Annotated in this window: 18 protein-coding genes; 8 read left to right on the top strand and 10 right to left on the bottom strand. The window is 48.8% G+C overall.

Translation table 11 applies throughout. The annotated features are described in order from the left end of the window. Window positions 1–76 precede the first annotated feature (76 nt). Entirely contained in the window at window positions 77–1,675 is a 1,599-nt protein-coding gene (gene pdeD, locus EAS44_RS11665) for an EAL domain-containing protein (protein ID WP_001332105.1), read from the top strand. Window positions 1,676–1,678: 3 nt separating this feature from the next. On the opposite strand, the gene yoaE is transcribed toward pdeD, so the two are convergent. Then, window positions 1,679–3,235: a CNNM family cation transport protein YoaE gene (gene yoaE, locus EAS44_RS11660; protein ID WP_000394983.1), complete on the bottom strand. Its 1,557-nt coding sequence runs from the start codon at window positions 3,233–3,235 to the stop codon at window positions 1,679–1,681. Further along, window positions 3,223–3,381 carry a protein YoaL gene (gene yoaL, locus EAS44_RS25760; RefSeq protein ID WP_001327808.1) on the bottom strand — a complete coding sequence of 53 codons (159 nt, stop codon included), beginning with the start codon at window positions 3,379–3,381 and terminating at the stop codon, window positions 3,223–3,225. Before yoaL ends, yoaE begins: the two co-directional genes overlap by 13 nt. A 316-nt stretch (window positions 3,382–3,697) precedes the next feature. Between yoaL and manX the strand changes: the two genes are divergently transcribed. The 5 genes from manX (at window position 3,698) to mntP (ending at window position 7,904) form a co-directional block, all read left to right on the top strand. Further along, a complete protein-coding gene (gene manX, locus EAS44_RS11655; protein WP_000150549.1) occupies window positions 3,698–4,669 on the top strand; it encodes a PTS mannose transporter subunit IIAB in 972 nt (323 codons plus the stop codon). A gap of 62 nt (window positions 4,670–4,731) precedes the next feature. Then, a complete protein-coding gene (gene manY / locus EAS44_RS11650) occupies window positions 4,732–5,532 on the top strand; it encodes a PTS mannose transporter subunit IIC (RefSeq protein WP_000406926.1) in 801 nt (266 codons plus the stop codon). Window positions 5,533–5,544: 12 nt separating this feature from the next. Continuing rightward, on the top strand, window positions 5,545–6,396 hold the full coding sequence (gene manZ, locus EAS44_RS11645) for a PTS mannose transporter subunit IID (RefSeq protein ID WP_000228655.1): 852 nt from the start codon (window positions 5,545–5,547) through the stop codon (window positions 6,394–6,396). Between the two features lie 54 nt (window positions 6,397–6,450). Further along, complete coding sequence (gene yobD / locus EAS44_RS11640; RefSeq protein WP_000156257.1) at window positions 6,451–6,909, top strand: DUF986 family protein; 459 nt, start codon at window positions 6,451–6,453, stop codon at window positions 6,907–6,909. Between the two features lie 428 nt (window positions 6,910–7,337). Continuing rightward, window positions 7,338–7,904 carry a manganese efflux pump MntP gene (mntP, locus tag EAS44_RS11635; RefSeq protein ID WP_001296134.1) on the top strand — a complete coding sequence of 189 codons (567 nt, stop codon included), beginning with the start codon at window positions 7,338–7,340 and terminating at the stop codon, window positions 7,902–7,904. Here mntP and rlmA read toward each other — a convergent pair. The 5 genes from rlmA to mgrB all read right to left on the bottom strand — a co-directional run bounded on the left by rlmA (window position 7,901) and on the right by mgrB (window position 10,417). Continuing rightward, a complete protein-coding gene (rlmA, locus tag EAS44_RS11630; protein ID WP_000010136.1) occupies window positions 7,901–8,710 on the bottom strand; it encodes a 23S rRNA (guanine(745)-N(1))-methyltransferase in 810 nt (269 codons plus the stop codon). The genes mntP and rlmA overlap by 4 nt on opposite strands. A 165-nt stretch (window positions 8,711–8,875) precedes the next feature. Then, the gene (cspE, locus tag EAS44_RS11625; protein WP_001062678.1) at window positions 8,876–9,085 is read right to left on the bottom strand and encodes a transcription antiterminator/RNA stability regulator CspE; all 210 of its coding nucleotides are present in this window, start codon (window positions 9,083–9,085) and stop codon (window positions 8,876–8,878) included. 12 nt (window positions 9,086–9,097) lie between these two features. Next, entirely contained in the window at window positions 9,098–9,241 is a 144-nt protein-coding gene (gene yobF / locus EAS44_RS11620) for a DUF2627 domain-containing protein (protein ID WP_001295496.1), read from the bottom strand. A 670-nt stretch (window positions 9,242–9,911) separates the two neighbouring features. Continuing rightward, window positions 9,912–10,199 carry a YebO family protein gene (gene yebO / locus EAS44_RS11615; protein ID WP_001006866.1) on the bottom strand — a complete coding sequence of 96 codons (288 nt, stop codon included), beginning with the start codon at window positions 10,197–10,199 and terminating at the stop codon, window positions 9,912–9,914. A 74-nt stretch (window positions 10,200–10,273) separates the two neighbouring features. Then, window positions 10,274–10,417 (bottom strand): PhoP/PhoQ regulator MgrB, encoded by a 144-nt coding sequence (gene mgrB / locus EAS44_RS11610; protein ID WP_000714545.1) that lies wholly within the window; start codon window positions 10,415–10,417, stop codon window positions 10,274–10,276. 158 nt (window positions 10,418–10,575) lie between these two features. Between mgrB and yobH the strand changes: the two genes are divergently transcribed. Beyond that, window positions 10,576–10,815: a YobH family protein gene (gene yobH / locus EAS44_RS11605; RefSeq protein ID WP_001211011.1), complete on the top strand. Its 240-nt coding sequence runs from the start codon at window positions 10,576–10,578 to the stop codon at window positions 10,813–10,815. Window positions 10,816–10,958: 143 nt separating this feature from the next. On the opposite strand, the gene kdgR is transcribed toward yobH, so the two are convergent. Continuing rightward, window positions 10,959–11,750: a DNA-binding transcriptional regulator KdgR gene (gene kdgR / locus EAS44_RS11600; RefSeq protein ID WP_001262188.1), complete on the bottom strand. Its 792-nt coding sequence runs from the start codon at window positions 11,748–11,750 to the stop codon at window positions 10,959–10,961. 176 nt (window positions 11,751–11,926) lie between these two features. On the opposite strand from kdgR, the gene yebQ reads away from it, so the two are divergent. Beyond that, window positions 11,927–13,300, top strand: a complete 1,374-nt coding sequence (gene yebQ, locus EAS44_RS11595) for an MFS transporter (RefSeq protein ID WP_001296135.1) — start codon at window positions 11,927–11,929, stop codon at window positions 13,298–13,300. 45 nt (window positions 13,301–13,345) lie between these two features. Here yebQ and htpX read toward each other — a convergent pair whose 3' ends face one another. Further along, window positions 13,346–14,227, bottom strand: coding sequence for a protease HtpX (htpX, locus tag EAS44_RS11590; RefSeq protein ID WP_000984517.1), 882 nt, complete (start codon window positions 14,225–14,227; stop codon window positions 13,346–13,348). 191 nt (window positions 14,228–14,418) lie between these two features. Then, entirely contained in the window at window positions 14,419–16,467 is a 2,049-nt protein-coding gene (gene prc / locus EAS44_RS11585) for a carboxy terminal-processing peptidase (RefSeq protein WP_001055805.1), read from the bottom strand. Window positions 16,468–16,484: the final 17 nt, after the last annotated feature.

The raw sequence follows: 16,484 nt of genomic DNA, 5'->3' as shown, positions 1-16,484 counted from the left end.
TCTGCTGTAATTTTCCCCACTACACTTCCACTGTTGCGTCAGGCGTTTGTCGCCATACGCTTACAGGGTGGCCCGCATGCAAAAAGCACAACGGATCATTAAAACCTATCGCCGTAATCGAATGATTGTTTGTACGATTTGCGCACTCGTTACGCTCGCTTCGACCCTGAGCGTGCGATTTATTTCACAGCGTAACTTAAATCAACAACGGGTAGTACAATTCGCCAATCACGCTGTAGAGGAATTAGATAAAGTACTGCTTCCCCTACAGGCAGGTAGCGAAGTCTTGCTTCCGCTGATTGGTCTGCCCTGCTCTGTCGCCCATTTGCCATTACGTAAACAGGCGGCAAAACTCCAAACTGTGCGATCCATTGGCCTGGTGCAAGACGGCACACTTTATTGCTCCAGCATTTTTGGTTATCGCAATGTGCCCGTCGTGGACATTCTGGCTGAACTTCCTGCACCGCAACCACTTTTACGACTGACGACCGACCGTGCCCTGATAAAAGGCAGTCCGGTTTTGATTCAATGGACGCCTGCAGCGGGCAGTAGCAATGCTGGGGTCATGGAGATGATTAACATCGACTTACTGACGGCAATGCTCCTTGAACCACAACTGCCGCAAATCAGTAGCGCCAGCCTGACGGTGGACAGTCGGCATTTGCTCTATGGTAATGGGCTGGTAGATTCCCTTCCGCAACCTGAAAACAATGAAAACTATCAGGTTTCTTCGCAACGCTTTCCTTTTACCATTAACGTTAATGGTCCGGGGGCTACGGCGCTGGCATGGCACTATCTTCCAACACAATTACCGCTGGCGGTGCTGCTAAGTTTACTTGTGGGCTATATCGCCTGGCTGGCGACCGCTTACCGAATGAGTTTTTCCCGCGAAATCAATCTGGGCCTGGCGCAACATGAGTTCGAATTGTTCTGCCAGCCTTTGCTTAATGCGCGCAGCCAGCAATGTATTGGCGTAGAGATTTTGCTGCGCTGGAACAATCCGCGTCAGGGCTGGATTTCGCCGGATGTGTTTATTCCTATCGCGGAAGAACATCATTTAATTGTGCCACTGACCCGCTATGTGATGGCAGAAACCATTCGTCAGCGCCATGTTTTCCCGATGAGTAGTCAGTTTCATGTTGGCATTAACGTCGCACCCAGCCATTTTCGCCGTGGTGTGCTGATAAAAGATCTCAATCAGTACTGGTTTAGCGCTCACCCGATTCAGCAACTGATCCTCGAAATCACCGAACGCGATGCCTTACTGGATGTTGATTATCGGATTGCCCGCGAGCTACATCGTAAAAACGTCAAACTGGCGATTGATGACTTCGGCACCGGCAATAGTTCATTTTCCTGGCTTGAAACATTACGTCCTGACGTGCTGAAAATTGATAAGTCATTTACCGCAGCTATAGGTTCTGACGCGGTTAACTCGACGGTGACCGATATCATCATCGCACTGGGGCAAAGACTGAATATTGAACTGGTGGCGGAGGGTGTGGAAACGCAAGAACAGGCGAAATATTTGCGCCGTCATGGCGTCCATATTTTGCAAGGGTATTTGTACGCACAGCCGATGCCACTATGTGATTTTCCCAAATGGCTGGCGGGCAGCCAACCGCCGCCCGCCCGGCATAATGGACATATCACCCCCATTATGCCGTTACGTTAACGCTTACTCATCTTCATCGTGCGCCGGTTGCTCTTTAACAATGCGAACCAGATCAACACGATAATCATTGGCTTCAATGATGGTGATATGCAGTGGCCCTACATCAATCACATCGCCCACACGGGGAATGTGACCATTTGCCGAGATCACGAGGCCCGCGACCGTCGCGATATCATCGTCATCGGCAAGGTGCTCAACATCAAGCGCCTGCTGCAAGGCATGCAAATCTGTACCGCCTTTTACCAGCCAGCCGTCACCGTCGGTAATGATTTCCGGCGTTTCGTCAGCGTCCGGGAATTCACCCGCAATGGCTTCCAGCACATCCAGCGGCGTGACCAGACCTTGTACCACACCAAACTCGTTGGTCACGATAACAAAGCTCCCGCGAGCACGACGCAGCACGCCCAGCAGGTTGATCGGATCGAGGGTTTCCGGGACGATAATCGCCGGAGACGCCGAAGCTATCGCCGCCACATCAACTCCCTCTTCCAGCGCCACCAGCAGTTCTTTAGCACGTACGATGCCGATAATTTCATCCAGTTCACCGCGACATACCGGGAACAAACTGTGCGGTGAGGAGAGCAGTTGCTCGCGGATTTCATCGACCCCGAGATTAGCATCAACCCAGCTTATTTCACCGCGCGGCGTCATGATCCCGCGCAGAGAACGCGACGCCAGCGTCAGTACGCCGTTAATCATGTAACGTTCTTCTTCGGCAAACGCACCTTCCGGGATCGGCATCGGCATCGGGTTATCGGCATCGTGCTGAACATTGGCCTGACGTTTCCCGCCCATCAAACGCAGGATGGCATCGGCAGTACGCGCTCGCAGCGGCAAAGTCGACTGGTGACGAATAAAGTTGCGACGCGCAATCTGGTTAAACACTTCGATGATGATCGAGAAGCCAATCGCGGCATACAGGTAACCTTTCGGAATGTGGAAACCGAAACCTTCTGCCACCAGACTCAGACCAATCATTAACAGGAAGCTCAGACAGAGCACCACCACCGTGGGGTGCTGGTTAACGAATCGCGTCAGCGGTTTTGATGCCAGCAGCATAACCGCCATCGCAATCACTACCGCCGCCATCATCACCGGCAAATGGTTAACCATCCCTACTGCAGTAATTACCGCATCCAACGAGAAGACGGCGTCAAGGATGACAATCTGTGTGACGACCACCCAGAAACTGGCGTAGCCTTTACCGTGGCCGGAATCATGATCGCGGTTTTCCAGCCGTTCATGCAGTTCAGTTGTTGCTTTGAACAGCAAGAATATGCCCCCGAACAACATAATCAGGTCGCGTCCGGAGAAGGAGAAATCCATGACGGTAAATAGCGGTTTGGTCAGCGTGACCATCCATGAAATCAGCGACAGCAGCCCCAGACGCATAATCAGCGCCAGTGATAATCCCAGCAAACGCGCTTTATCGCGTTGTTTTGGCGGCAGTTTGTCAGCAAGAATGGCGATGAAGACCAGGTTATCGATACCCAGCACAATTTCGAGAACAACAAGCGTGAGTAGCCCCGCCCAAATCGAGGGGTCCATTAAGAATTCCATGACAAGCTCCTGCTTAAGGAATAGCTATTCGACGCCAGAAATAATGCAGGCGTAACGACAAAATGCAAACGAAAGGTGCGGCATAAAGTGCCAGAAAGGCAGGCGTTAAAAGGCCTGATGCTGAAATGACGTCGGTGACGATCCATACTGCGGGCTACTGCCCTATACTCCATGGTTGTTAAACAGGAGTTAAACATATCAGAGACGCCTCTGATTTGGCAAAGATTTACCTTCCTTTGCAAACGAATGTGACAAGGATATTTTACCTTTCGAAATTTCTGCTAATCGAAAGTTAAATTACGGATCTTCATCACATAAAATAATTTTTTCGATATCTAAAATAAATCGCGAAACGCAGGGGTTTTTGGTTGTAGCCCTTATCTGAATCGATTCGATTGTGGACGACGATTCAAAAACACATCTGGCACGTTGAGGTGTTAACGATAATAAAGGAGGTAGCAAGTGACCATTGCTATTGTTATAGGCACACATGGTTGGGCTGCAGAGCAGTTGCTTAAAACGGCAGAAATGCTGTTAGGCGAGCAGGAAAACGTCGGCTGGATCGATTTCGTTCCAGGTGAAAATGCCGAAACGCTGATTGAAAAGTACAACGCTCAGTTGGCAAAACTCGACACCACTAAAGGCGTGCTGTTTCTCGTTGATACATGGGGAGGCAGCCCGTTCAATGCTGCCAGCCGCATTGTCGTCGACAAAGAGCATTATGAAGTCATTGCAGGCGTTAACATTCCAATGCTCGTGGAAACGTTAATGGCCCGTGATGATGACCCAAGCTTTGATGAACTGGTGGCGCTGGCAGTAGAAACAGGCCGTGAAGGCGTGAAAGCACTGAAAGCCAAACCGGTTGAAAAAGCCGCGCCAGCACCCGCTACCGCAGCACCAAAAGCGGCTCCAACTCCGGCAAAACCAATGGGACCAAACGACTACATGGTTATTGGCCTTGCTCGTATCGACGACCGTCTGATTCACGGTCAGGTCGCCACCCGCTGGACCAAAGAAACCAATGTCTCCCGTATTATTGTTGTTAGTGATGAAGTGGCTGCGGATACCGTTCGTAAGACACTGCTCACCCAGGTTGCACCTCCGGGCGTAACAGCACACGTAGTTGATGTTGCCAAAATGATTCGCGTCTACAACAACCCGAAATATGCTGGCGAACGCGTAATGCTGTTATTTACCAACCCAACAGATGTAGAGCGTCTCGTTGAAGGCGGCGTGAAAATCACCTCTGTTAACGTCGGTGGTATGGCATTCCGTCAGGGTAAAACCCAGGTGAATAACGCGGTTTCGGTTGATGAAAAAGATATCGAGGCGTTCAAGAAACTGAATGCGCGCGGTATTGAGCTGGAAGTCCGTAAGGTTTCCACCGATCCGAAACTGAAAATGATGGATCTGATCAGCAAAATCGATAAGTAACGTATTGTGTTGATTATCATTCAGTTTTCACACTTTAGTCTTACGTAAACAGGAGAAGTACAATGGAGATTACCACTCTTCAAATTGTGCTGGTATTTATCGTAGCCTGTATCGCAGGTATGGGATCAATCCTCGATGAATTTCAGTTTCACCGTCCGCTAATCGCGTGTACCCTGGTGGGTATCGTTCTTGGGGATATGAAAACCGGTATTATTATCGGTGGTACGCTGGAAATGATCGCGCTGGGCTGGATGAACATCGGTGCTGCCGTTGCGCCTGACGCCGCCCTGGCTTCTATCATTTCTACCATTCTGGTTATCGCAGGTCATCAGAGCATTGGTGCAGGTATCGCACTGGCAATCCCTCTGGCCGCTGCAGGCCAGGTACTGACCATCATCGTTCGTACTATTACCGTTGCTTTCCAGCACGCTGCGGATAAGGCAGCTGATAACGGCAACCTGACAGCAATTTCCTGGATCCACGTTTCTTCTCTGTTCCTGCAAGCAATGCGTGTGGCTATTCCGGCCGTCATCGTTGCGCTGTCTGTTGGTACCAGCGAAGTACAGAACATGCTGAATGCGATTCCGGAAGTGGTGACCAATGGTCTGAATATCGCCGGTGGCATGATCGTGGTGGTTGGTTATGCGATGGTTATCAACATGATGCGTGCTGGCTACCTGATGCCGTTCTTCTACCTCGGCTTCGTAACCGCAGCATTCACCAACTTTAACCTGGTTGCTCTGGGTGTGATTGGTACTGTTATGGCAGTGCTCTACATCCAACTTAGCCCGAAATACAACCGCGTAGCCGGTGCGCCTGCTCAGGCTGCTGGTAACAACGATCTCGATAACGAACTGGACTAACAGGTGAGCGAAATGGTTGATACAACTCAAACTACCACCGAGAAAAAACTCACTCAAAGTGATATTCGTGGCGTCTTCCTGCGTTCTAACCTCTTTCAGGGTTCATGGAACTTCGAACGTATGCAGGCACTGGGTTTCTGCTTCTCTATGGTACCGGCAATTCGTCGCCTCTACCCTGAGAACAACGAAGCTCGTAAACAGGCTATTCGCCGTCACCTGGAGTTCTTTAACACCCAGCCATTCGTGGCTGCGCCGATTCTCGGCGTAACCCTGGCACTGGAAGAACAGCGTGCTAATGGCGCAGAGATCGATGACGGTGCTATCAACGGCATCAAAGTCGGTTTGATGGGGCCGCTGGCTGGTGTAGGCGACCCGATCTTCTGGGGAACGGTACGTCCGGTATTTGCAGCGCTGGGGGCTGGTATCGCGATGAGCGGCAGCCTGTTAGGTCCGCTGCTGTTCTTCATCCTGTTTAACCTGGTGCGTCTGGCAACCCGTTACTACGGCGTAGCGTATGGTTACTCCAAAGGTATCGATATCGTTAAAGATATGGGTGGTGGCTTCCTGCAAAAACTGACGGAAGGGGCGTCTATCCTCGGCCTGTTTGTCATGGGGGCGTTGGTTAATAAGTGGACACATGTCAACATCCCACTGGTGGTCTCTCGCATTACTGACCAGACGGGCAAAGAACACGTTACCACTGTCCAGACTATTCTGGACCAGTTAATGCCGGGCCTGGTACCACTGCTGCTGACCTTTGCTTGTATGTGGCTGTTGCGCAAAAAAGTTAACCCGCTGTGGATCATCGTTGGCTTCTTCGTCATCGGTATCGCTGGTTACGCTTGCGGCCTGCTGGGACTGTAAGACTGTTGTACACTACCGGGGCCTTTTGGCCCCGTTTTTTTATCTGGAGGATTAATGACAATCACGGACCTGGTACTGATTCTTTTCATCGCCGCACTTCTGGCCTTCGCGATCTACGATCAGTTCATCATGCCCCGCCGTAACGGCCCCACCCTGCTGGCAATTCCTTTGCTCCGGCGTGGTCGCATCGATAGTGTTATCTTCGTCGGATTGATTGTCATTCTTATCTATAACAACGTCACGAATCATGGCGCGCTAATAACAACATGGTTATTAAGTGCACTGGCTCTGATGGGTTTTTATATATTCTGGATCCGCGTTCCGAAGATCATCTTTAAACAAAAAGGTTTTTTCTTCGCCAATGTCTGGATTGAATATAGCCGAATCAAAGCGATGAACTTGTCGGAAGATGGCGTGTTGGTGATGCAATTAGAACAGCGCCGGCTGTTAATCCGCGTTCGAAATATCGACGATTTGGAAAAAGTTTATAAGCTTCTCGTTTCAACTCAATAAGTTATGAATTTAGCCAAAGCTATGTTTAGTGTATTTTTAATAATCAGACATAGCTTAGGCTATATTACCTCTTCCCTTATTTGTTTTTTATTTTAACGTTTCATTGATATATAAATCTAAATGAAAATCGTTATCAATAAAACAATAAAATAATATATTCCAACAGTTGTCTTATATTCTCAAAATATGTTAAGGTTGCGCCCTCATTTGGGGAGTAGCTGATTTCCAGATTCCGGAAATGTACGTGTCAACATACTCGTTGCAAAACGTGGCACGTACGGACTGAACACTTTCAGTCAGGCGAGACCATATGCACATCAATCGCTATGCCTGCATGAACGCGAAAACCATCGCGGCTTGTTGTTCATGTATGCATGTTTGCTGGGGGCGATGATGTGTTTTATGGATACCCCGGTCAGGACGTTGTCATGAATATCACTGCTACTGTTCTTCTTGCGTTTGGTATGTCGATGGATGCCTTTGCTGCATCAATCGGTAAAGGTGCCACCCTCCATAAACCGAAATTTTCTGAAGCATTGCGAACCGGCCTTATTTTTGGTGCCGTCGAAACCCTGACGCCGCTGATCGGCTGGGGAATGGGCATGTTAGCCAGTCGGTTTGTCCTTGAATGGAACCACTGGATTGCGTTTGTGCTGCTGATATTTCTCGGCGGGCGAATGATTATTGAGGGTTTTCGTGGCGCAGATGATGAAGATGAAGAACCGCGCCGTCGACACGGTTTCTGGCTACTGGTAACCACCGCGATTGCCACCAGCCTGGATGCCATGGCTGTGGGTGTTGGTCTTGCTTTCCTGCAGGTTAACATTATCGCGACCGCATTGGCCATTGGTTGTGCAACCTTGATTATGTCGACATTAGGGATGATGGTTGGTCGCTTTATCGGCTCAATTATTGGGAAAAAAGCGGAAATTCTCGGCGGGCTGGTACTGATCGGTATTGGCGTCCAGATCCTCTGGACGCACTTCCACGGTTAATAAGAACGCTGCCAGAGGTGAATATTAAAGTCCGTCTGGCAGTCGAACACTTCTTTTGCTGCCAGTGCTTGCCAGACTTCAGGCTTCGCACGCCAGGCAAACGGCGTCATCTGCAATAATGCGACGGCTTCATCACCGCGAAGACGCATCAGATAACACAACTCATCACTCTGCTGTAATGTAAAACCTTTCAGTTGTTCTGCATGAGGTGCATGAAGATGTACTTCATTGTAAATCAGCCCCTTCAGCTCAATTAAGTGTCTCGGTCCCGGCGTGGCAGTAATGACCCAACCGCCGGGCTTCACTACTCGCACTAATTCTTCTGCTTTACACGGCGCGTAAATACGTATTATGGCGTCCATACTGGTATCGGAGAACGGCAAACGGTGGCTGGAAGCGACACAAAAAGTGACCTGCGGATAGCGTTTCGCCGCCGCTTTTATCGCTACCTTCGAGACATCCAGGCCAAACGTGGTGATTTCGGGCAACGCATCAGCAAATGCGTGTGTGTAATACCCTTCACCACAGCCAATATCCAGCACCGCCGCGGCCTTTTCATCAAGCCGTTCCCGCAATTGGCCGACAATTGCATCACGCAGCGGCTGATAATGTCCGGCATCTAAGAATGCGCGGCGTGCTTGCATCATTTCCGCGCTGTCGCCCGGATCACGAGACCGTTTATGCTGAACGGGCAGCAGATTGACATACCCTTCTTTCGCCATATCAAACTGATGTCGCTGGGGACAGATATAGCTGTTTTTTTCACGCGAAAGAGGCTGATGGCAAAGTGGACAGGAAAACGACATGACAACTCCGGCAGGATACTAAAGGCCGCAAGTGTAACGCGAATCATGCGGCGGGCAAATATCCGAACGACTGGAGCGAAGATAAAACAAAGTAAAAAGCCTCGCATTCGACGAGGCTTTATAGCGAGATTGAAGCGTATTCACACTTCAGATCAGTGGATTCGATCAGATAGCTGTTACGTTAACAGCTGCCGGACCTTTCTGACCGTCCTGAATTTCGAACTCAACGTTCTGACCTTCAGCCAGAGTTTTGAAACCATTACCCTGGATAGCGGAGAAGTGTACGAACACATCTTTGCTGCCATCAGCCGGAGTAATGAAGCCAAAACCTTTAGACTCGTTGAACCACTTAACCTGACCTTTAATCTTTGCCATTTGAAAAATTCCTTAGATTGTTTTCTTCGCCCGCAGGCATAACATAGATAAAACTGACACATTACTGCATGAGGCACCAATATAAGGCTCGGCAGAGAAGCGGTATTCAACGTCAACGTGTTTACTCAGGACTTCTTTACTGAAAATGCCACACATAAACAGAACTGTACCTCGTTTAACCCGAAATCTGTTATCACATACAACGTTAATTATGGCAAGCCATTTTTAAACATGTCTCGATCAGACGCACAAATCTCGATACGTCTTCCACTTTTTTGCACACTTATGCAACGGAATACGCGCCGATATATCATTGTGCTTAACCTTGCCAGTTCAGGCAGATACTTAAACTGGCGTATTTTTTCTAACATAGTTCAATAAGTTCAGTTGTTCCAGGCCAGTGAGAGAAGTTATTACATAGTGCGTGCAATATCACATTTTTTGCTATGCAATGAATAAAAAGTTATATCACTTTTTCTCATAAAACAGTCAGTTAACGGCTATCAATTACCCTAAAGAGAAGTCAATCCCCAAAGGGATTGTAAATTTAAAATAAGAAAAATTGATGAATGAGCAAAAAAATCAAGAGAGAAACGTTTCGCTAATAAATAATACCACGCTTAATCACAAATCCGATGTAAACATCCTAATAAATTAATGAGGGAAATATCTTTTTCTGATATCCCGTTACGCAAATTAATAATATGATAATTATTTGAAGTCAGACCAGAGTTTTAATTTGAAGCAGCTGCACCATGACAGTGCGTATAATCAGCATGAATTGAGTAACCCTTCAACGACGGGGTTACTCAAGATTGAGGAAGGATTATCGTTCGGCGACCAGACGAATAATATCTTCGTCTTCAACCGATTTTTGACTCTCAACTGTCTTTTTATCTGCTTTCTCAGGTTCGTTTGCTTCGCACAAACGACGTAACAGTGCATTTTGACGTTTTTGCTGATCCAGCAACGCCTCAAGCAGTTCAATCTGTTCGTTAGTCCGTGAACTGGCACGATTGATAAAAAACCACAAGATGAGCCCGATAAGAAGAACCACCACCGATACAACCAAAGACGCAATGTTCATCACGCCTGAATTTACAACTTCGTTCATTTCACCACCTCTGAGTAGAGGCGCTATTCTACCACTGCTGGAGAGGAAGAAAATCTAGTGCTGAAAAAATGATATCACCACGGGATAAACTGGTTAAGGGCACAAATTCCGCTGAAAAATTGCACATCCTGATCGCACATCATGTTGAATACCTGCGCCCAAAGCAGCAAGCAAGCCAACACCACGACAACCAGAGCGACCCATCGAAACTTTTTCACTCCAATCTCCGTTTCACCTACCTTATGTCATTAAACTAGCATGCGTTAGTTAAACAGCGCCTAACTATGTCGATATTCGTGCTTTTTCGGAATGAGTCGCTTGCTTCAGCGCATATTGCCGCTACGATTAAGCGAACATAAAAAGAGAAGAGGTTGTAATGCGATTCATCATTCGCACAGTTATGCTGATAGCGCTGGTATGGATAGGATTATTACTCAGCGGATATGGCGTTTTGATTGGAAGCAAAGAGAATGCCGCGGGATTAGGTTTACAATGTACCTATCTGACCGCCAGAGGCACCAGCACGGTACAATACCTGCACACTAAAAGTGGTTTTCTGGGGATAACAGATTGCCCGTTGTTACGTAAAAGCAATATTGTGGTCGATAATGGTTAAGGATAATAAATAACCAGATTCTCACTCATGAGTAAAATATTCTTATCGCAAGTGCGTTTAATATAACGCCACCTTCAACTTTATTTTTCTCATGCTAAATAAAGAACCTGTCTGTTTGATATTCAGACAGGTTCTTACTCTCATCAGAACGGATAGTCGTGATAACCCATTTGGGCAGAAATTTTGCGCGCCGCGGTATGCAACATTGCGACATATTCCTGTAAACGCTCTTCAGAGAAACGTAACGTCGGGAAGGAGATGCTCAAACCAGCAATGACCACGCCAAAGCGATCAAATACCGGAACCGCAATGCATCGCAGCCCTTCTTCCTGCTCTTCATTATCTTCGCCATACCCCTGCTCGCGCACCTGGTCCAGAACGGGTAATAACGCTTCTGTACTGGTGATGGTCCGCTCGGTACTGCGTTTATACTCCACGCCCTCAAGAATTTGCATCACTTCATCGCGATCGCGCCATGCCAGCAGTACCTTACCAATCGCGGTGCTGTACAGCGGATTACGACGCCCAATCCGTGAATACATGCGCAAATTGTACATTGAGTCAATTTTGTGGATGTAAACAATACTGTCTTCGTCCAGTGCGCCGAGGTGGATAGTTTCTTTGGTCAGGCGGGAGATCTCACGCATCTGGATATCTGCGCTACGAATTAAATCGACGTTTTGCAACGCGCGAGCGCCCAGTTCGAACAATTTCAGGGTCAGCGAATATTTCTCCGACTCCCCTTCCTGCGCCACATAACCTAAAGTTTTCATGGTCTGTAAAAAGCGATAAACGGTGCTTTTTGACATCATGACGCGCTGCGACAACTCGGTTATCCCTATTTCGCGCTCTTCACCCAGCGCCTGCAAAATGCCAAAAACTTTTAGCACGGAAGATACAGAATCAGGCTGTTTATCCAGATCTGCGTTAGCCATTTATCACCTCATTGCGAGTGTTTTATAAAAATCAGAACTGTTTTTTATTATAATTTCGCACCTGGGTGGTCGCAATCCATCTTTTGCCGGTTAGTTACAATTCTGCGACATCCACCGTGAATATCAGTGCTAGAATCATACCCCTGTTGATTATTCACCAAAGATATAAAATTCCTATGCCAAAAGTTCAGGCCGACGGCCTGCCATTGCCCCTGCGATACGGTGCGATATTAACCATTGTGATTGGTATTTCGATGGCTGTCCTTGACGGCGCAATCGCCAACGTCGCCTTGCCAACAATCGCTACGGACCTTCATGCCACGCCGGCCAGTTCCATCTGGGTAGTGAACGCCTATCAAATCGCCATTGTCATCTCCCTGCTCTCGTTTTCGTTTCTGGGCGATATGTTTGGCTATCGACGTATTTATAAATGCGGTCTGGTCGTTTTTCTGTTGTCTTCACTGTTCTGCGCCCTTTCTGATTCGCTGCAAATGCTCACCCTTGCGCGTGTCATACAAGGTTTCGGCGGTGCAGCGTTGATGAGCGTTAATACCGCACTTATCCGCCTGATCTATCCACAACGTTTTCTGGGTAGAGGGATGGGCATAAACTCGTTTATTGTTGCCGTCTCTTCTGCTGCCGGGCCGACAATTGCTGCAGCAATCCTCTCCATCGCATCCTGGAAATGGTTATTTTTAATCAACGTACCGTTGGGAATTATCGCCCTGCTTCTGGCAATGCGTTTTCTGCCACCCAATGGTTCTCGCGCCAGTAAACCCCGTTTCGACCTGCCCAGCGCCGTGATGAACGCGTTAACCTTCGGCCTGCTTATCACTGCGTTGAGTGGTTTCGCTCAGGGGCAATCGCTGACATTGATTGGTGCGGAACTGGTGGTAATGGTTGTCGTTGGTATTTTCTTTATTCGCCGCCAGCTTTCTCTTCCCGTACCGCTGCTACCGGTGGATTTACTGCGTATCCCGCTGTTTTCACTTTCTATTTGCACATCTGTTTGCTCTTTCTGCGCACAAATGCTGGCAATGGTTTCCCTGCCCTTTTACCTGCAAACCGTGCTCGGGCGTAGTGAAGTCGAAACAGGTTTACTTCTGACACCGTGGCCGTTAGCAACGATGGTGATGGCTCCACTGGCAGGCTATTTGATTGAACGCGTACATGCAGGATTGCTGGGTGCTTTAGGGTTATTCATCATGGCTGCGGGGCTTTTTTCCCTGGTTCTGCTGCCAGCGTCACCTGCGGATATCAATATTATCTGGCCGATGATCTTATGTGGTGCTGGATTTGGCTTGTTCCAGTCACCCAATAACCACACCATTATTACCTCCGCTCCTCGCGAACGTAGCGGTGGAGCCAGTGGCATGTTAGGGACGGCTCGTCTTCTGGGTCAGAGTAGCGGCGCGGCTCTGGTAGCGCTGATGCTAAATCAGTTTGGTGATAATGGTACGCACGTCTCGCTGATAGCTGCGGCTATTCTGGCAGTGATTGCTGCCTGTGTCAGTGGTTTACGTATCACTCAGCCACGATCCAGGGCATAAAAAAAGCGCGTCGATCAGGACGCGCTTTTTAGTATTTACTTCATATTACTTCAGGTATTCACCCGTACGCAGAGCTTCAATACGTTTATCCAGCGGCGGGTGAGTCATGAACAACTCACTGAGCGATTTCGACTTCCCGTTAATGCAGAAAGCCATCATGCTGGTTGCTTCTTGCGGTTCATAGCTGGTTTTCAGGCGCTGCAATGCAGCAATCATTTTCTCGCGACCAACCAGTTTTGCTGAACCCGCATCGGCGTGGAATTCACGATGACGCGAGAACCACATGGTGATAATGCTCGCCAGAATACCAAACACCAGTTCCAGAACCGTTGCAACCGCAAAGTAGATCAGCGGGTTGCCGTTGCTCTCTTCACCTTCATCACGGTTTCCGCCCATAAAACCCGCGGCAAGCTGCGCCAGAATACGGGAAATAAAGATAACGAAGGTGTTCACCACGCCCTGAATCAGCGTCATGGTGACCATATCACCATTGGCGATGTGGCTGATTTCGTGAGCAATTACCGCCTCGGCTTCATCCGGGCTCATGTTCTGCAGCAAACCGGTGCTGACAGCAACCAGAGAGGCATCACGGCGCGCACCGGTTGCAAAAGCATTGATGTCCGGCGCATGGTAGATAGCCACTTGCGGCATAGCGATCCCCGCCTGACGAGCCTGGGTTGCTACAGTATTGACCAGCCAACGTTCCCTTTCGTTACGCGGTTGCTCGATCACTTCCCCGCCAACAGATCGTAATGCCATCCATTTGGACATCAGAAGCGAAACGAAGGAACCACCAAAACCGAACAGCAAGGCCATGATCATCAGCCCCTGAACGCTGCTCGACTGTATCCCTGTCAGGCTCAGTACCAGCCCGAAAACGACCATTACGGCCAGGTTCGTTAGCAGGAAGAGCGCGATTCGCATCATAATTTTCTTTTTACCTCAGTTTAACAAAACGCAATATGCGATACCCACATCGTATGGGTTACGCGACTATTTTCAAGTCTGGATAGTGCGTAAGTCATCAGAAAGACACAACTTTACATTTTGTAGCATCTGATTTACGGCATCTTGCCGCTGTTAAAAAATCAGGCACAATTTCTTGTGCCTGATTGATATTACTTGACGGGAGCGGGTTGTTCCGCGGGTCTGGCTTTTTCAAGCTTCGCCAGATCGAGTGCGATATTCACCGTCTCATCCAGATAAGGATCTGGCTCCTGGTAATCTTTCGGTAGATCATCCAGTTTCTTCAACTCCGGTTTACCTTCGCGTTTAAAGCGTTCGTTCAAACGCGCCAGACGCGTCGCATCATCTTCATTATTCTCTTTCTCACGCACAGCGTAATTCAGAGAAACGATATTGCGCTTGTCCTTCATAGCGTTGAAGCGCGCGATATCCTTCATGATGTTCTGGAACTCAGGATCTTTCGCGATACGCGCATTATGTTCCTTCAGCAGCTCCGGTTCAAAGGCCGTTAAATCTCCTGATTTCACATAAGTCGCGGCATCAATGCTATCCCACGGCAGCGCGTTATCTTCGAATTTCTCACCCGTTTCCGTTTCTTCATTACCCGTCGGCATGATGATGTCTGGCGTTACGCCTTTACGTTGCGTACTGCCGCCGTTAACGCGATAGAATTTCTGGATCGTGTACTGCACAGAACCCAGCGCTGGCCATTCAGGACGTAACATCTGATCGTAAATACGGTTCAATGAACGGTACTGCTGAACGGTGCCTTTACCAAATGTCGGTTCACCCACAACCAGGGCACGACCGTAATCCTGCATTGCCGCGGCAAAGATTTCTGAAGCCGAAGCACTGAAGCGGTCAACCAGCACCACCAGCGGGCCTTTATAGAAGACCTGTCCGTCGGTGTCGCTGTCTTCACGAACCTTGCCGTTGTTATCGCGGACCTGAACAATCGGGCCGGATGGAATGAACAGACCGGAGAGCGATACGGCTTCAGTCAACGCCCCACCACCATTGCTACGCAGGTCGATAATCACACTGCTGACATTCTGTTTTTCCAGTTTCTGCAGTTGCACTTTGACATCGTCTGTCAAACCCACATAGAAGCCCGGAATATCCAGCACGCCGACTTTCTCTTTACCGACGGTCTTCACCGACATTTTAACCGCGCGGTCTTCGAGACGAATACGTTCACGGGTCAACGTTACCGTACGGGTCTTGGTCCCTTTACCAGCAGGTAAAATTTCCAGACGAACTTTACTGCCCTTAGGCCCTTTAATTAAGGCCACCACATCATCAAGACGCCAGCCAATCACGTCAACCATCGGCTTGCCTGTTTGACCAACACCGACAATTTTGTCACCAACGCTGATAGCTTTGCTCTTCGCTGCCGGACCTCCTGCCACCATCGAATTGATAACGGTGTAGTCATCATCCATTTGCAGCACTGCGCCAATACCTTCCAGCGACAAACTCATTTCAGTGTTGAACTGTTCGGTATTACGCGGGGAAAGATAGTTGGTATGCGGGTCGATTTCACGCGCAAACGCCGTCATTGCCAGCGAGAAAACATCTTCGCTGTTGGTTTGCGCCAGACGACGAATGGCAAATTTGTAGCGGCGAGTCAGGGTTTCACGAATTTCCTTATCCGTTTTTCCTGTCAGCTTCAGGCTTAACTCGTCGAATTTGACTTTACTGTCCCACAGCGCGTTCAACTCAGCCTCGTTTTTCGGCCAGGGCGCTTTGCTGCGGTCAAGGTTATAAGTGTCGTTGCCGGTGAAATCCATCGGCTTTTCCAGTACCGACAAAGCGTACTGGTAACGTTCAAAACGGCGCTTTTGCGCCAGATTGTAGAGATCGTAGAAAACGTCGAGTTTACCTGAACGCAGTTCATCGCCTAACTCAGTTTTCTTTTTCGCGAACTGTTCAACATCGCTTTCCAGCAGCACATTGTGGCTGTAATCGAGCAGATTCAGGTAGCGGTCAAAGATTTTGGCCGAAAATGCCTGATCGAGGTCGAACTGGCGATAATGAGAACGGGTGAAGCGCGACGTTACGCGCTCACTCACCGTCGCATGCTGCGTCTCTTCCTTTAATACCGGAATTTGATCAGCACGCGTGATATCTTCTACAGCGAAGGTCTGGCCTGCTATTGCAAGCAGGCCAGCTAACGCGGTAAGCCTAAAAAACATGTTCATGCCTGGCCCGGCCTCCG

This window comes from Escherichia coli DSM 30083 = JCM 1649 = ATCC 11775 (genome assembly GCF_003697165.2).
Classification (GTDB): domain Bacteria; phylum Pseudomonadota; class Gammaproteobacteria; order Enterobacterales; family Enterobacteriaceae; genus Escherichia; species Escherichia coli.
The sequence above is the reverse complement of the archived record's forward strand: the minus strand, read 5'-3'. Positions and strand labels throughout refer to the sequence as shown.